General features: G+C 44.7%; 11 protein-coding genes. 2 read left to right on the top strand and 9 right to left on the bottom strand.

What is annotated here, in order from left to right; all coding sequences use genetic code 11:
* Positions 1–2: 2 nt before the first annotated feature.
* Positions 3–695: a translesion DNA synthesis-associated protein ImuA gene (gene imuA, locus KI655_RS04850; protein ID WP_285402251.1), complete on the bottom strand. Its 693-nt coding sequence runs from the start codon at positions 693–695 to the stop codon at positions 3–5.
* A gap of 165 nt (positions 696–860) precedes the next feature.
* Complete coding sequence (locus KI655_RS04845) at positions 861–1,604, bottom strand: YciK family oxidoreductase (protein WP_285402249.1); 744 nt, start codon at positions 1,602–1,604, stop codon at positions 861–863.
* A gap of 132 nt (positions 1,605–1,736) precedes the next feature.
* Between KI655_RS04845 and sohB the strand changes: the two genes are divergently transcribed.
* Positions 1,737–2,804, top strand: a complete 1,068-nt coding sequence (gene sohB / locus KI655_RS04840; RefSeq protein ID WP_285402247.1) for a protease SohB — start codon at positions 1,737–1,739, stop codon at positions 2,802–2,804.
* Positions 2,805–2,937: 133 nt separating this feature from the next.
* Here the strand turns inward: sohB and KI655_RS04835 are convergent, their stop codons facing one another.
* The 3 genes from KI655_RS04835 to KI655_RS04825 form a co-directional block, all read right to left on the bottom strand.
* Positions 2,938–4,500 carry a SpoVR family protein gene (locus tag KI655_RS04835; protein ID WP_285402245.1) on the bottom strand — a complete coding sequence of 521 codons (1,563 nt, stop codon included), beginning with the start codon at positions 4,498–4,500 and terminating at the stop codon, positions 2,938–2,940.
* 11 nt (positions 4,501–4,511) lie between these two features.
* Complete coding sequence (locus KI655_RS04830) at positions 4,512–5,783, bottom strand: YeaH/YhbH family protein (protein WP_285402243.1); 1,272 nt, start codon at positions 5,781–5,783, stop codon at positions 4,512–4,514.
* A gap of 85 nt (positions 5,784–5,868) precedes the next feature.
* Positions 5,869–7,803: a PrkA family serine protein kinase gene (locus KI655_RS04825; protein WP_285402241.1), complete on the bottom strand. Its 1,935-nt coding sequence runs from the start codon at positions 7,801–7,803 to the stop codon at positions 5,869–5,871.
* A 378-nt stretch (positions 7,804–8,181) separates the two neighbouring features.
* On the opposite strand from KI655_RS04825, the gene KI655_RS04820 reads away from it, so the two are divergent.
* On the top strand, positions 8,182–8,913 hold the full coding sequence (locus tag KI655_RS04820; RefSeq protein ID WP_306416319.1) for a MipA/OmpV family protein: 732 nt from the start codon (positions 8,182–8,184) through the stop codon (positions 8,911–8,913).
* Positions 8,914–8,981: 68 nt separating this feature from the next.
* On the opposite strand, the gene KI655_RS04815 is transcribed toward KI655_RS04820, so the two are convergent.
* From KI655_RS04815 to pflB, 4 genes are all read right to left on the bottom strand, one after another.
* Complete coding sequence (locus KI655_RS04815; RefSeq protein ID WP_255231035.1) at positions 8,982–9,482, bottom strand: YfbU family protein; 501 nt, start codon at positions 9,480–9,482, stop codon at positions 8,982–8,984.
* 237 nt (positions 9,483–9,719) lie between these two features.
* Positions 9,720–10,460, bottom strand: a complete 741-nt coding sequence (gene pflA / locus KI655_RS04810) for a pyruvate formate lyase 1-activating protein (protein ID WP_285402238.1) — start codon at positions 10,458–10,460, stop codon at positions 9,720–9,722.
* A gap of 163 nt (positions 10,461–10,623) precedes the next feature.
* On the bottom strand, positions 10,624–11,625 hold the full coding sequence (locus KI655_RS04805; RefSeq protein WP_285402236.1) for a lipid A deacylase LpxR family protein: 1,002 nt from the start codon (positions 11,623–11,625) through the stop codon (positions 10,624–10,626).
* A 201-nt stretch (positions 11,626–11,826) separates the two neighbouring features.
* Positions 11,827–14,103, bottom strand: a complete 2,277-nt coding sequence (gene pflB, locus KI655_RS04800; protein ID WP_285402234.1) for a formate C-acetyltransferase — start codon at positions 14,101–14,103, stop codon at positions 11,827–11,829.
* Positions 14,104–14,409 lie beyond the last annotated feature (306 nt).

The following is a 14,409-nucleotide window of genomic DNA, read 5'->3' as shown; positions in this document are numbered from 1 at the left end:
CTTCACCCTTGCTTTGCGATAGGGAAAGGGATGACAGTCGAGTGATCGTGCAGCTCGGCCGGTGTTTGCTCTGTCAGTAGTGGCCAATGCTGTTGCATGTTGATGATTATACTCCCATACGACCAACTTCCTTTGCGCTTGATGACTTCGACTTTTAAACCAAGGTGATGCGATGACAATTTCATGCTTAATGACACGGGTAGGGAAAGCTGGTTGTGATTGCTGTCTTTGAAATGAAACTGCAGACAACGACCCGTTTCACTCGCTGCTTGTAAACGCTTGGTTTGATGAATCTCTAGCTCTGTACCCCATAAGAGTACTGAGTGGCAGGCTCCACTTTTTAGGCACTGCTCAGCCGCCCACAAGGCTTCAATATCGCTGTTTGGGGTGATGACGAGTATGTTATTTAAGGGAAGCCCTTGAGCATCAAAGAACTCTCCACAGACATTACCGGGAGGGTTAATGAATACGGCAAGGCGTTGAGTATTTTGTTGTGCTAGATAAGGCGTCAGCAGACGAATTTCACCTAAACCGGGTTGAGACTCTACTTCTATTACGCCATGCGTAGGAAAGCCCCCGTTGAGCTGATTGTCGAGCTCTGGGTAGCCAGTTGAGAGAGTTTGCCCTTGCGTGCTGGGCTGTAGACCTTTCCAGATTAGCTGGCGGTCTTGTAGGTTTTTGATCAGTTCATGCATAGTTAAATACCTGTATATATATACAGTATATTTAACTCTGGGAATTATGGAAAGAAAAATGAGAGAAAGAAGCGAGCCCCATGTTCAATCGGTTGTTTTTAAAACAAAAAAAGCCGCAAATAATGCGGCTTGATTAAAAATGGGTTTGCTTATGTTGCTGCGCGATTATTTCTTTGGTTGCGCATCAATGCATTGACCATGCACGTCAGTCACACTTGGGTTCATCAAGTGCAGGTACAGCGGCATAATGTCCAGTGGTGTCTTCAGCTTGTTGGCGTCTTCGCCTGGGTAAGCTTTTGCACGCATACGCGTTTGTGTCGCACCCGGGTTAATCGCGTTCACGCGCATCGCAGTGCCTTCTACTTCATCCGCTAAGATTTGCATCATGCCTTCGGTAGCAAACTTCGAAATGGCGTAAGAACCCCAGAAAGCACGGCCAGAGTGACCAACGGTTGAAGAGGTGAAGATAATACGACCCGCTTCCGACTTCTTAAGTGCAGGCAGCAGAGCTTGAGTCATTAGGAACTCTGATTTCACGTTAATCTGCATAACATCATCAAAAGAGTCTTCTTCAATCTGTTCAAATGGGCTTAGTGTGCCCAGAACGCCAGCGTTGTGCAGAAGACCATCTAAACGACCGAACTGAGACTCAATGGTCTCTGCCATATCGATGTAGTTCTGTTTGGTCGCACCCTTAAGATCGAGTGGGATAATCGCAGGTTGTGGGTAGCCTGCGCTTTCAATTTCATCGTAAATAAACTCAAGGTTTTTTACGTTACGGCCGAGCAGAATCACTGTCGCACCATGTTGAGCAAAACTTAATGCAGCTTGGCGGCCAATACCGGCTCCAGCGCCTGTAACCAAAATTACTTTGTCTTTGAGGGCATCTGTAGAGATTGGGTAATCCACTGTGCTTATCCTTCTTTTTTATGTTCGTCATTCCATTGATGTTTAATCACACAGATAACCGCAGGAATGATTAGAAATTCTTGGTAATCGTGACAAGATGGTTACAATACACTAATTCGTACATTAGGGGATATGACATTGGAATTTTTGTTGGACTACGGCTTGTTTTTAGCCAAGATTGCGACTGTTGTAATCGCCATCGTTGCAATTTTAGTGATTGCAAAATCGGTGGGTGGCAAATCAAGCGCAATAAAAGGTGAGCTGGAAATCACTAACCTATCTGATCATCACAAGCAGACCATTGAACAGCTTGAACATCACCTACATGATGACGCTTTCATCAAGGCTCGTGACAAAGCAGAGAAGAAAGCGGAAAAAGAGAAAACAAAATCACGTGGCAAAGAAGTGAAGAAAGCGGCGAAAGAGGGCGAGCTAGACAGCAAGCGTGAACCGCACCTTTTCGTTTTGGAATTCAATGGCAGTATCGATGCTAAAGAGGTTGCTTCTCTGCGTGAAGAGGTGACAGCAGTTCTGGCTGTGGCTCGTGAAGGTGATGAAGTGCTGCTGAAGCTTGAGTCTGGCGGCGGCATGGTTCATGGCTATGGTCTAGCTTCTTCTCAACTTGATCGTATTAAAGCTGCAGGCCTTCCTCTGACTATCTCGGTTGATAAAGTTGCAGCAAGTGGCGGTTACATGATGGCGTGTATCGCCGATAAAATCGTTTCTGCACCGTTTGCGATTGTTGGTTCGATTGGTGTTATTGCACAGTTACCAAACTTCAATAAGCTACTGAAAAAGTATGACATCGAATTTGAACAGCTAACAGCAGGCGAGTACAAGCGCACGCTGACCATGTTTGGTGAGAACAACGATAAAGCTCGTGAGAAGTTTAAGCAGGAGCTTGAAGAAACACACGGTCTGTTTAAAGACTTTATCCGTGATCACCGCCCAGAGCTTGATCTTGAGAAAGTGGCGACGGGTGAACACTGGTTTGGTACACAGGCTCATGCATTAGGGCTGGTGGACGAAATCCGCACTTCTGATGACATCGTTGTGGATGCGTGCAAAGAGAAAACGGTACTGGCAATCCACTATGTTCAGAAGAAAAAATTGTCAGATAAGCTGGCTGGAGTGGCAGGTAAATCTGCAGACAACATCTTATTGAAACTGATCGAGCGTGGTCAAAAGCCAATCGTATAATGGCTAGCTAACTAGCTAATCAGCTTACGCCAGTAAAAGAAAAGCGCATGGGCTTCGGCCGATGCGCTTTTTTGTTATTAGGTTGCTTGGAATCTATGGTTTAGGCCTAACATTAGGCTTAAACGAGATTTGACTATATCTTCGCACCATAATCGTTACGTTTTGGACAAGTCGCGAGGATTTCTCGATGTCCGGTGTCTTTCAGTTCTTCTAACACCACATCGAAGCCCCATAAACGGTAGAGGTGCTTCATTACCTCGTCGTAGCCTTTATCAAGAGGAATACGGTCGTGAGGCACGTATTGCAGAGTCATTGAACGGTCACCGCGCACATCCACGTTGAATACTTGAATGTTTGGTTCTAGGTTACTCAAGTTGTATTGCGCTGCGAGTTTTTCACGAATCATGCGGTAGCCCATTTCATCATGAATTGCACTTACCTCAATCACGCTTTTACGGTCATCATCGAGTATCGAGAACAGCTTGAAGTCGCGAATGATCTTTGGTGACAGATATTGGCTGATAAAGCTTTCATCTTTGAAGTTATGCATAGCAAAATGCACAGCCTCGAGCCAATCACTACCAGCCAGCTCAGGGAACCACTCCTTGTCTTCATCTGTAGGATTCTCACAGATTCGACGTATATCTTGGAACATCGCAAAGCCGAGCGCGTAAGGGTTAATCCCGCTAAAATATGGGCTGTTGTAGGCAGGTTGCGCGACAACACTGGTGTGGCTATGCAGGAACTCAAGAATGAATTTGTCACTGACCAAGCCTTCATCATAAAGATGGTTCAAAATCGTATAATGCCAGAAGGTCGCCCAGCCTTCGTTCATCACTTGAGTCTGTTTTTGTGGGTAGAAATATTGGCTAATCTTGCGCACGATACGAACACACTCGCGTTGCCATGGTTCTAGCAGCGGCGCATTTTTCTCAATGAAGTAGAGAATGTTCTCTTGTGGCTCGCTAGGGAAACGTACCTTCTGCTCTTCCTCTTTATCGCGGTTCTTCGGTACGGTTCGCCACAGTTCGTTTACTTGAGATTGCAGATACGCTTCTCGTTCTTGTTGGCGAGCCGTCTCTTCTGCAATGGAGATTTTTTCAGGTCGTTTATAGCGATCTACACCATAGTTCATTAGTGCGTGACATGAGTCCAATAACTGCTCGACCTCCGAGACTCCGTATTTCTCTTCACAGTCGGTGATGTATTTCTTGGCGAACAACAAGTAGTCGATAATGGAACTGGCGTCAGTCCACGTTTGGAAGAGGTAGTTACCCTTAAAGAAAGAGTTATGGCCGTAACAAGCATGCGCCATAACAAGCGCTTGCATGGTCACGGTGTTCTCTTCCATAAGATAAGCAATACATGGGTTAGAGTTAATCACGATTTCATAAGCAAGGCCCATTTGACCGTGCTTATAGTTTTGCTCGGTTTGGATGAACTTTTTACCAAATGACCAGTGGTTGTAATTGATGGGCATGCCAATACTTGAGTAGGCGTCCATCATCTGCTCAGAGGTAATAACCTCGATTTGGTTAGGATAGGTGTCGAGTCGGTAGTGTTCAGCCACACGTTTGATCTCGACATGGTATTGTTCTAAGAGGTTAAACGTCCAATCAGGGCCGTCTGGCAGCATCTTGCCTCTGTTTTTATCCGCAGGGCTATCTTTCTCTGCAACGCTTGATTTTGCTGTCATGAAAAGCCTCCTTACGCTGTCTCTTTCTGGAACAGTTCTCTGAATACCGGGAAAATATCGTCCACAGTTTTAATGTTTTTCATGGCGAAGTTATCGAAGCTTGCTTCTAACTTCTCATACTCGTGCCACAACGTTTGGTGTGAACGACGAGTGATTTCTATGTAGGAGTAGTACTGACAGGTTGGCAGTAGTTTGTTAACAAGCAGTTCTTTACAGCGCGGTGAATCGTCTGCCCAGTTATCGCCATCGGACGCTTGTGCTGCATAGATGTTCCATTCGTTTGATGGGTAGCGTTCAGCGACGATTTCATCCATTAACTTCAGAGCGCTCGATACAATCGTGCCACCGGTTTCTTGAGAGTAGAAGAACTCATGTTCGTCCACCTCTTTGGCTTGGGTATGGTGACGAATGAACACCACATCGACGTTTTCATAAGTACGATTGAGGAACAGATATAGCAACACGTAGAAACGCTTAGCGATGTCTTTAGTCGCTTGATCCATTGAGCCGGACACATCCATCAAACAGAACATGACCGCTTGACTGGATGGGATAGGGCGCTTCTCATAGTTCTTGTAGCGCAGGTCAAAGGTATCGATAAACGGCACACTCTCGATTTTCTTTCTCAGTTCAGCGATTTCATCTTTAAGGCGCGTCTCTTCAAAAGGTTGAGCCGGTTCCGTCATCTGAACCTTGTCGAGTTGTTCCATCAGCTGATTTAATTCACGTCGTTTCCCAGCTGTCATTGCTGTTCTTCTAGCAAGCGACTGTTGCAGTGAACGAACTACTGCGATGTTGGAAGGAATCCCTGCTGTTTGATATCCAGAACGATGGGTTTTCCATTCAGTGATTTTGTTTATCTGATTCTTTTCTAGGTTAGGAAGTTCGAGATCCTCGAACAGAATATCTAGGTATTCGTCCTTGGAGATTTGGAAAATAAACTCATCTTGACCTTCACCATCAGGACTGGCTTCGCCTTGCCCTGAGCCACCACCTTGACCACCGCCTTTTGGACGTTCAATTTTGTCGCCAGTGATGAACTGATCATTACCTGGGTGGACGCGCTCTCTGACGCCTCCTTGCCCTTGATGGAAGCTTGGCTCTTTGATGTCTTTATGCGGAATAGAGACATCCTCACCGGTTTCGGTGTTGGTGATTGAGCGTCGGTTAACGGCATCGGCTACCGACTCTTTAATTTGCTCTTTGTGGCGTCGAATAAAGCGCTGCCTGTTTACGGCGCTCTTATTCTTACCGTTGAGCCTCCGATCAATAAATTGTGCCATAAGAACTCCCTCTCAAATTTATGTCGTGAACCTACTTCTTGTGAGTAGTGGAGCTGCCCGCATTAGGCAGCTCAACACGTTTGGCTTATGAGGACTTACGAACTCTTAGGTACCATTCAGAGAGCAGTCTTACTTGTTTCTCGGTGTAGCCTTTTTCCATCATACGAGCGACAAAGTCATCGTGCTTCTTCTGGTCTTCAGAAGATGTTTTCGCGTTGAAAGAGATAACCGGCAGTAACTCTTCTGTGTTTGAGAACATTTTCTTCTCAATCACAGTACGCAGCTTCTCGTAACTGGTCCAAACAGGGTTTTTACCGTTGTTGTTCGCTTTGGCACGAAGCACAAAGTTCACGATTTCATTACGGAAGTCTTTAGGGTTACTGATACCCGCGGTTTTCTCGATTTTTTCGAGTTCAGCATTTAGCGAAGCTCGGTCGAACAGTTGGCCTGTTTCAGGATCGCGGTACTCTTGATCTTGAATCCAGAAGTCGGCATAGGTGACGTAGCGGTCAAAGATGTTTTGGCCGTACTCAGAGTAAGACTCCAAGTAAGCGGTTTGAATTTCTTTACCAATAAACTCAACGTAGCGAGGAACAAGGTAACCTTTCAAGAACTCAAGGTATTTCTCTGAAGTCTCTTGAGGGAACTGTTCACGCTCAATCTGCTGTTCAATGACGTAGAAGAGGTGAACAGGGTTCGCCGCAACTTCAGTTTGGTCGAAGTTAAATACTCTTGAGAGAATCTTGAAGGCGAAACGTGTCGATAGACCTGACATACCTTCGTCAACGCCGGCGTAGTCACGGTACTCTTGGTAGCTCTTCGCTTTTGGATCCGTGTCTTTGAGGGTTTCACCATCGTAAACACGCATTTTAGAGAACAGCGATGAGTTTTCTGGCTCTTTCAAGCGTGACAGGATACTGAATTGAGACAGCAGTTCCAGCGTACTTGGTGAACATGGTGCTTTTGACAGTTCACTGTGCTCAAGCAGTTTCTGATAGATTTTCACTTCTTCAGATACGCGTAGACAGTAAGGGACTTTTACGATGTATACACGGTCGAGGAAGGCTTCGTTGTTTTTGTTGTTGCGGAATGTTTGCCACTCAGATTCATTCGAGTGAGCCAGGATCATGCCGTCGAATGGTAGTGCAGATAGTCCTTCGGTGCCGTTAAAGTTACCCTCTTGAGTTGCGGTTAGTAGAGGGTGTAGAACCTTAATTGGCGCCTTAAACATCTCTACGAACTCCATAAGGCCTTGGTTTGCCTTACACAATGCGCCAGAGTAGCTGTATGCATCTGGGTCATCTTGAGAGAAGTGTTCAAGTTTACGGATATCCACTTTACCAACCAGTGACGAGATATCTTGGTTGTTCTCATCGCCCGGTTCTGTTTTCGCAATCGCGACTTGGTCAAGAATGGATGGGCGAACTTTTACGACCTTGAATCGTGAAATATCACCACCGAATTCATGCAGACGTTTTGCAGCCCAAGGAGACATGATTGAGCGTAGGTAACGCTTTTCGATGCCATACTCTTGTTTCAGTACATCGCCGTCTTCATTAACGTCAAATAGACAGAATGGGTGGTCGTTAACAGGGCTTCGCTCGCCGTCAGCAGAAAGCACGTAAATTGGCACTTTTTGCATTAATGATTTTAGCTTCTCTGCCAGAGATGATTTACCACCACCTACAGGGCCAAGAAGGTATAAGATTTGTTTGCGTTCTTCTAACCCTTGTGCGGCATGTTTGAGATAAGAGACGATCTGCTCGATAGCGTCTTCCATGCCATAGAAATCTTCGAATTCACGATAGCGAGAGATCACACGGTTAGAGAAAATTCGGCTGAGCTGAGGGTCTTGTGCGGTATCGATGACTTCAGGCTCACCGATAGCCAGTAATAGGCGCTCAGCAGCGTTGGCATAAGCACTTTTATCGTCTTTACACAGCCCAAGGAACTCTTGCAGAGTCAGCTCTTCTTCTTTGGCTGCTTCGTAGCGTGATTGATAGTGGTCGAAAATACTCATAGTCACATTCCCCTTGTTAACCTGTCAAAACTGACGAGCGATTGAAAATTACGAACTCCCCACAACTTAAGCCTAGACCCGCTTATACAATTTTGCTTAACAATTATGCATTTATTTACATTTTTGTCTGAATTGTGATGTCCGAGAATGTTGCGAACTGCGGGTTTATGCTTAAACAAATTACTTTTTATACGAAGCCTTTTTAAACAGAGTTTTAAATTTTCAGTTTTTATTATTTGATAGATAAAAATGTGTAATATCTGGTATTGATTCTGTGTATGGTTGATTTTTGGGTATTTCGTACCATATAATGACTTTGGTTTCTATTTAGACGATGTGAATAAGGTTTTAGTAGTGAAGAGTAATTGGGTAAAAGCGTTGGTGGTGGGTACCACTTTATTGGCGACTTCTGGGGTGCAAGCAAAGATATCTCAATGGTCATTAGGCGTAGCGGCTTCTTACTCACCAGCGGTTTATAAAGATACCCCTTCTAACAAAGCTGTGATTCCAGTTGTGGGTTACGAAGGTGAACACTTTTTCATGCGTGGCTTTAGTCTTGGCTATCGTCTATTCCCTGTTGGTACACCTCAGAATATCGTTTTTCGTGCCCTTTACGATCCACGAACACTAAAACCGGGCGATTCCGACAACGCTGATATCCGAGAGCTGGATGAAAGAGAGGCATCGGTATTGGGTGGCGTGAGCTATCAATTGATTACTTTGGTGGGCATGCTTGAGGTTTCTGCTGGTTCAGACTTGGGTTTTAAACACAACGGCATCTATGCAGAAGCAGCTTGGAGACTACCGATTCGCCGTAAAGGGTGGGGGATTACGCCTTCAATTGGTTATGCGTATAACAGTGAACGTTTGAACAACCATCTTTACGGCGTGAGCTCTGAAGAGGCCGCAAGAACGAACCTGAACGAATTTGATGCCGATTGGGATGGTCAATACTTCATTGGTTTGGGTGGTTACATGCATATTACGCCAAACATTCGTGTAACCGGTGGTGTGCGTTATACCAATCTAGAGGGCGATATCGAGAGAAGTCCGATCATTGAGAGCGGCATTAATACGACCGCTAACGTTGGTATCGCCTACGTTTTCTAATATCCGTCTTTAAGATGTCAAAAAGGGTTGCCCATCATGAGCAACCCTTTATTATTTTTGTCTATCTACTATGCGTTGAAGATTTGAGATAGCTCTGTCGCACATAGGTGGTATTGGCGAGGGCAGTTGCGCCATGTCGTCAGCATGCGGCGGTACTTATCAAGCATCGGCATTTGGCTGTTGAAGTGGTGATCCGCTTTATCAAACTGCGGGTAAAGGCCTTCTGAGTCAGTCAGGAAGCGCACGTAATGTACGATCTGTGCTTCAGATGCAATGTCAAATCCTAGGAACTGTAAACGACGTTGATCCACTTCTTTACGCTCTTCATCTGCAAGCATCTTGTTTGATTCTTGCATCGCGTGGTACATCTCCATGATGTCGATAATTTCGCGACACTCTGCTTCTGTTAGGCAACCAAACTCTTTGTTCAGTTCACGCATTTGTAGTTCGTAACCACGTTCTACAATCGTTTGTAGACGCTGGTATTTAGCTGAGTTCTCAGGATCCATTTGAGACATTAGGTAGTATTGATTTGATAGAATTAGACGCTGAGCATTGGTCATTTCCATGGGAGGAACCTCACTAAAAAACTAAATGTTGTAATTTGTTTGTTGAGGTAAGAGTAACAGCAATTCTACTTACCGAAACATGATCTCAACACGGATTTAATACGTTTTTTTGAAATGATCAACAGAAGTTGTAACGAAAAATGAGAGGAGATGAATAGAAACCGTGAATGAGTGGCGCAGTAGAGCGCCAATAAAAAAGCGCCTCATCAAATGAAGCGCTCCTAAAGAATTAGTGGATCAGTACTTAACGTTGGAGTGGTACTCACTCAGTATTGATACAATCTCATCCATAGTCTCTTTGCTTGGTGGATTCACACCTTCTAGAGGGTACTCAATGCCTAGAGCTTCCCATTTGTGAGCACCAAGTTTGTGGTATGGCAGTAGCTCTACCTTTTCAATGTTGTCCATATCTTTAATGAACTCACCTAGTAGGCGCGCATCTTCAGGGTTGTCTGTGTAGCCAGGAACGACAACATAACGAATCCAAGTCGTCTTGCCAATCTTGTGCAGGTAACGGGCGAAATCGAGAGTACGTTTGTTAGATACACCTATGAAGTCTTGGTGGATTTCGTCACGCATGTGCTTAAGGTCAAGCATAACAAGATCAGATGCGTCTAGCACCTCATCGATAACGTCTGTGTGTTTGCGAATGTAGCCGTTAGTGTCGAGACAAGTGTGGATGCCTTCCGCTTTTGCAGCTAGGAAAAAGTCACGTACGAACTCAGGTTGTAACATTGCTTCACCACCTGAACACGTCACACCACCGCCAGAAGCCTTCATAAAGTGACGATAAGATTTTGCTTCGTTGATGATCTCTTCAACGGTTACTTCTTTGCCGTCATGCGTGTCCCAAGTATCACGGTTGTGACAGTACATACAGCGCATTAGACAGCCCTGTAGAAACACAATAAAGCGGATTCCTGGGCCGTCGACGGTACCACAAGATTCGAATGAGTGAATGCGACCAGTTGTAGACATGAGCTGTTCTCGTATTAGTATTTATGTTGGTTATTTTATTACAAAAACGGTACATAAAATAGGGTCAATGCCCTTTGAGCGCCTAAAAATAAAGGCAATCACCACTGAGGTTGATTGCCTTTATCTGTATGTTTAGCAAATGAATACTTCGGCTGATTTTAGCCTAGAAAAATGCGAAGAAAGTGACGCCGCCAGTGGTGTAAATTGACTCTTTGGCTTCTTCGTAATCGGGTGTTTTCATGGTCAATGAGAAAGCGGCACCCACATGTTGATTGTACCAAGCAACACCTGCAACAGCGGTGGCTTGAATGTTCTCTAGTGTTACATCATAAATTGCAGGGTTTTCGCCGTTTTCATTGGCATATTTTTCAACGCCAGAACGATCGCCTTCTATGGTGATGTCATTAAAACGGTAACGACCTTCAAGACCTGCGTATGTAAACCAACCTGTGTTTGAAGCACCGATCATGCCTGGGCGGAAAGGGTTTTCAGAGGTAATGGTTGCCGCACCAAAGTTGCCGCCTAAATCGGTACCCCAACGCAGCATGAAACCTGTTGAAATATCACTTCTAAAGTTACCGACATTCACCTCTGATACGTTAGAGATCTCGAAGTCTGTATTCGCGATAGAGCGCGAGCGCATTAAATTAAAATGACTTAGGTATCCAACGCTGCCCGCCCACTCATCATCAACTTGATATTCCCAACCTAAAGGATCATCTGATTTGGTGATTGAGTGAACCAGTTTTTGAGCATCTTCAGAAAGCGCACGCTCACCTGTTGTACCAAAGGTAATGTTAAAACGTTGTGCTTGTTGAGGGTGCAGGCTGATGTAGTTGAACTCTGTGTGCAAGTAACCTGCGTATGGGCGGTCATTAGGCGATGGTGTTTCCAATTCAATATCAGACGGTGTGTACATCTTATGTCCGATGGTTACTTCCCACTTATCAAGAGAGCTTGCGCCCCAAGCTGAAAGGCTGAGTGGTTTTGCCCAGGTGTAAGGGGTAATTGCCGATGAGGTATAACTCAAAAACAAGCCGTTCGTATAGTCTTGGTCAACGCCAAAGATGCCATCGTTGTCTAGAGCGAAAGTGACGGTGGAACGCTCTGAAGCAATCGATGAAAAAGACAATAGAATCAGGGGTAAAAAACGGACAAGTTTCATGAAAAGGTACTCTTTGGTAACGAACCGAGATAGTACCGCAATTTGGTGAAGTGTGTGGAAAAAAAGTGAATGTAAGAAAACATTTTTGCGCAACTTAACATTTCAATTTATCAATAAACCATATGGCATATATTGATAGGTATAAAAAAGCCCCGCACATTGGCGAGGCTAATATTTTTACTGTGTTAGTCAGCTATAAGATTATAGAGACTCAGTAAATGTACGTGCGATTACGTCAGCTTGTTGCTCTGCAGTTAGAGAGTTGAAGCGTACAGCGTAACCAGATACACGGATTGTTAGCTGAGGGTATTTCTCAGGGTGCTTAACTGCGTCTTCTAGAGTGTCACGGTTAAGAACGTTCACGTTAAGGTGTTGACCACCTTCAATGCCAGCTTCGTGGTGGAAGTAACCATCCATTAGGCCTGCAAGGTTCGCTTTCTGACCTTCAACGTCTTTACCAAGAGCGTTAGGTACGATAGAGAACGTGTAAGAGATACCATCTTGTGCATCAGCAAACGGTAGTTTACCTACAGACGTTAGTGACGCTACAGCACCTTTCTCATCACGACCGTGCATTGGGTTAGCACCAGGAGCGAAAGGAGCACCAGCACGACGACCGTCTGGAGTGTTACCTGTCTTCTTACCGTATACAACGTTAGATGTAATAGTAAGAACTGACTGTGTAGGGATAGAGTTACGGTAAGTCTTAAGCTTACGGATCTTGTTCATGAACGTAGAAACTAGTTCACAAGCGATATCATCTACACGAGAGTCGTTGTTACCGTATTTAGGGTAATCGCCTTCGATTTCGAAGTCAGTTGCGATACCGTCTTCGTCACGGATTGGCTTAACTTTAGCAAACTTAATTGCAGATAGAGAGTCAGCTGCAACAGATAGACCAGCGATACCACAAGCCATAGTACGACGAACGTCACGGTCGTGAAGAGCCATTAGAGACGCTTCGTAGCTGTACTTGTCGTGCATGTAGTGAATGCTGTTTAGCGCAGTCACGTATTGCTTAGCTAGCCAGTCCATGAATGTGTCTAGGCGACCCATTACGTCATCGTAGTTAAGAACTTCGTCAGTGATCTTGTCAGAAACAGGACCTACTTGAAGTTTAAGCTTCTCATCTACACCGCCGTTGATTGCGTAAAGCATTGTTTTCGCAAGGTTAGCACGAGCACCGAAGAACTGCATTTGCTTACCAACGATCATTGGAGATACACAACAAGCGATAGCGTAATCATCAGACTCAAGGTCAGGACGCATTAGGTCATCATTTTCGTACTGGATAGAAGAAGTATCGATAGATACCTTCGCACAGAAACGCTTGAAGCCGTCAGGTAGTTGCTCAGACCAAAGAACAGTGATGTTTGGCTCTGGAGAAGGACCCATAGTGTATAGAGAGTTTAGGAAACGGAAGTTCGTACGTGTTACTAGTGTACGACCGTCGATACCCATACCACCCATAGACTCAGTAGCCCAAATTGGGTCACCAGAGAATAGCTCATCGTACTCAGGAGTACGTAGGAAACGAACCATACGTAGCTTCATTACGAAGTGGTCGATCATTTCTTGAGCTTCAACTTCAGTGATCTTGCCAGCAGCGATATCACGCTCGATGAAGATGTCTAGGAAAGTCGAAGTACGACCTAGAGACATTGCAGCACCGTTTTGAGACTTAACAGCTGCTAGGTAGCCGAAGTAAGTCCACTGGATAGCTTCTTGAGCTGTTTGAGCTGGCTCAGAGATATCGAAGCCGTATTTAGCAGCCATCTCTTTGATTTGACCTAGAGCGCGGTGTTGCTCAGAGATCTCTTCGCGAAGTTGCATTGTTTCTGCTAGGTTTTCGCCGCTTTCGAATTGCTCTTGAAGAGAAGCAAACTGAGCTTGCTTGTCTTTCATTAGGAAGTCGATACCGTATAGAGCTACGCGACGGTAGTCACCGATGATACGACCACGACCGTATGCATCTGGAAGACCAGTTAGAACACCAGACTTACGACATTTTAGGATATCAGGTGTGTAGATATCGAAAACACCAGCATTGTGTGTTTTACGGTATTCAGAGTAAATTTTTGAAACAGCTGGATCTAGAGTCTCACCGTATGCTTTGCAAGAACCCTCAACCATGCGGATACCGCCGTTAGGGATGATAGCACGCTTAAGTGGTTTCTCAGTTTGAAGACCAACGATTGTTTCTAGGTCTTTCTCTATGTAACCAGCATCGTGAGAAGTGATGGTAGAGATAACAGAAGTATCGAATTCTACAGGCGCCTTAGTTGCGTTTTCCTGTTTGATACCTTCCATTACCGAAGCCCAAAGCTTGTTAGTTGCTTCAGTACCTTCAGAAACTAGGAAAGATTCGTCGCCTTCATACGGCGCGTAGTTCTTTTGAATGAAATCACGAACGTTTACTTCATTTTGCCACTCACCTGCAGCAAAACCTTCCCAAGCTTTAGCAAATTGCTCTGCCATGACATACCTACCTTTTTAGTAGAAAAAACACGTACTTTAACGCTGTTGAGCCAGCGCCCCTGTATAGGGTAGTACACTCTTATTAATAACAATATGTATTATCACATCGGATTCATATGATTATATATATTGTCATTACTTTTTAAATGGTGTCTCACTTCGATGTATTCAAGACTACGCTAAAAATTTTCTGCAAACCTTAAACTAAATCAATAAATGCTAAAAAAAGTTGAGAAAATAGGGGTGGTGACTTGCACCACCCAAACTTTTTTTGAATTTACTCTGTTTATTTGAATCTAGCTGTGC

The sequence above is a fragment of the Vibrio sp. D404a genome, from assembly GCF_030248535.1.
GTDB lineage: Bacteria > Pseudomonadota > Gammaproteobacteria > Enterobacterales > Vibrionaceae > Vibrio.
The sequence above is the reverse complement of the archived record's forward strand: the minus strand, read 5'-3'. Positions and strand labels throughout refer to the sequence as shown.

Coding starts and splice junctions, on each gene's coding strand:
- imuA (WP_285402251.1), bottom strand. CDS start 695: ATGCATGAACTGATCAAAAACCTACAAGACCGCCAGCTAATCTGGAAA.
- sohB (WP_285402247.1), top strand. CDS start 1,737: ATGACATTGGAATTTTTGTTGGACTACGGCTTGTTTTTAGCCAAGATT.
- KI655_RS04835 (WP_285402245.1), bottom strand. CDS start 4,500: ATGACAGCAAAATCAAGCGTTGCAGAGAAAGATAGCCCTGCGGATAAA.
- KI655_RS04830 (WP_285402243.1), bottom strand. CDS start 5,783: ATGGCACAATTTATTGATCGGAGGCTCAACGGTAAGAATAAGAGCGCC.
- KI655_RS04825 (WP_285402241.1), bottom strand. CDS start 7,803: ATGAGTATTTTCGACCACTATCAATCACGCTACGAAGCAGCCAAAGAA.
- KI655_RS04815 (WP_255231035.1), bottom strand. CDS start 9,482: ATGGAAATGACCAATGCTCAGCGTCTAATTCTATCAAATCAATACTAC.
- pflA (WP_285402238.1), bottom strand. CDS start 10,460: ATGTCTACAACTGGTCGCATTCACTCATTCGAATCTTGTGGTACCGTC.
- KI655_RS04805 (WP_285402236.1), bottom strand. CDS start 11,625: ATGAAACTTGTCCGTTTTTTACCCCTGATTCTATTGTCTTTTTCATCG.
- pflB (WP_285402234.1), bottom strand. CDS start 14,103: ATGGCAGAGCAATTTGCTAAAGCTTGGGAAGGTTTTGCTGCAGGTGAG.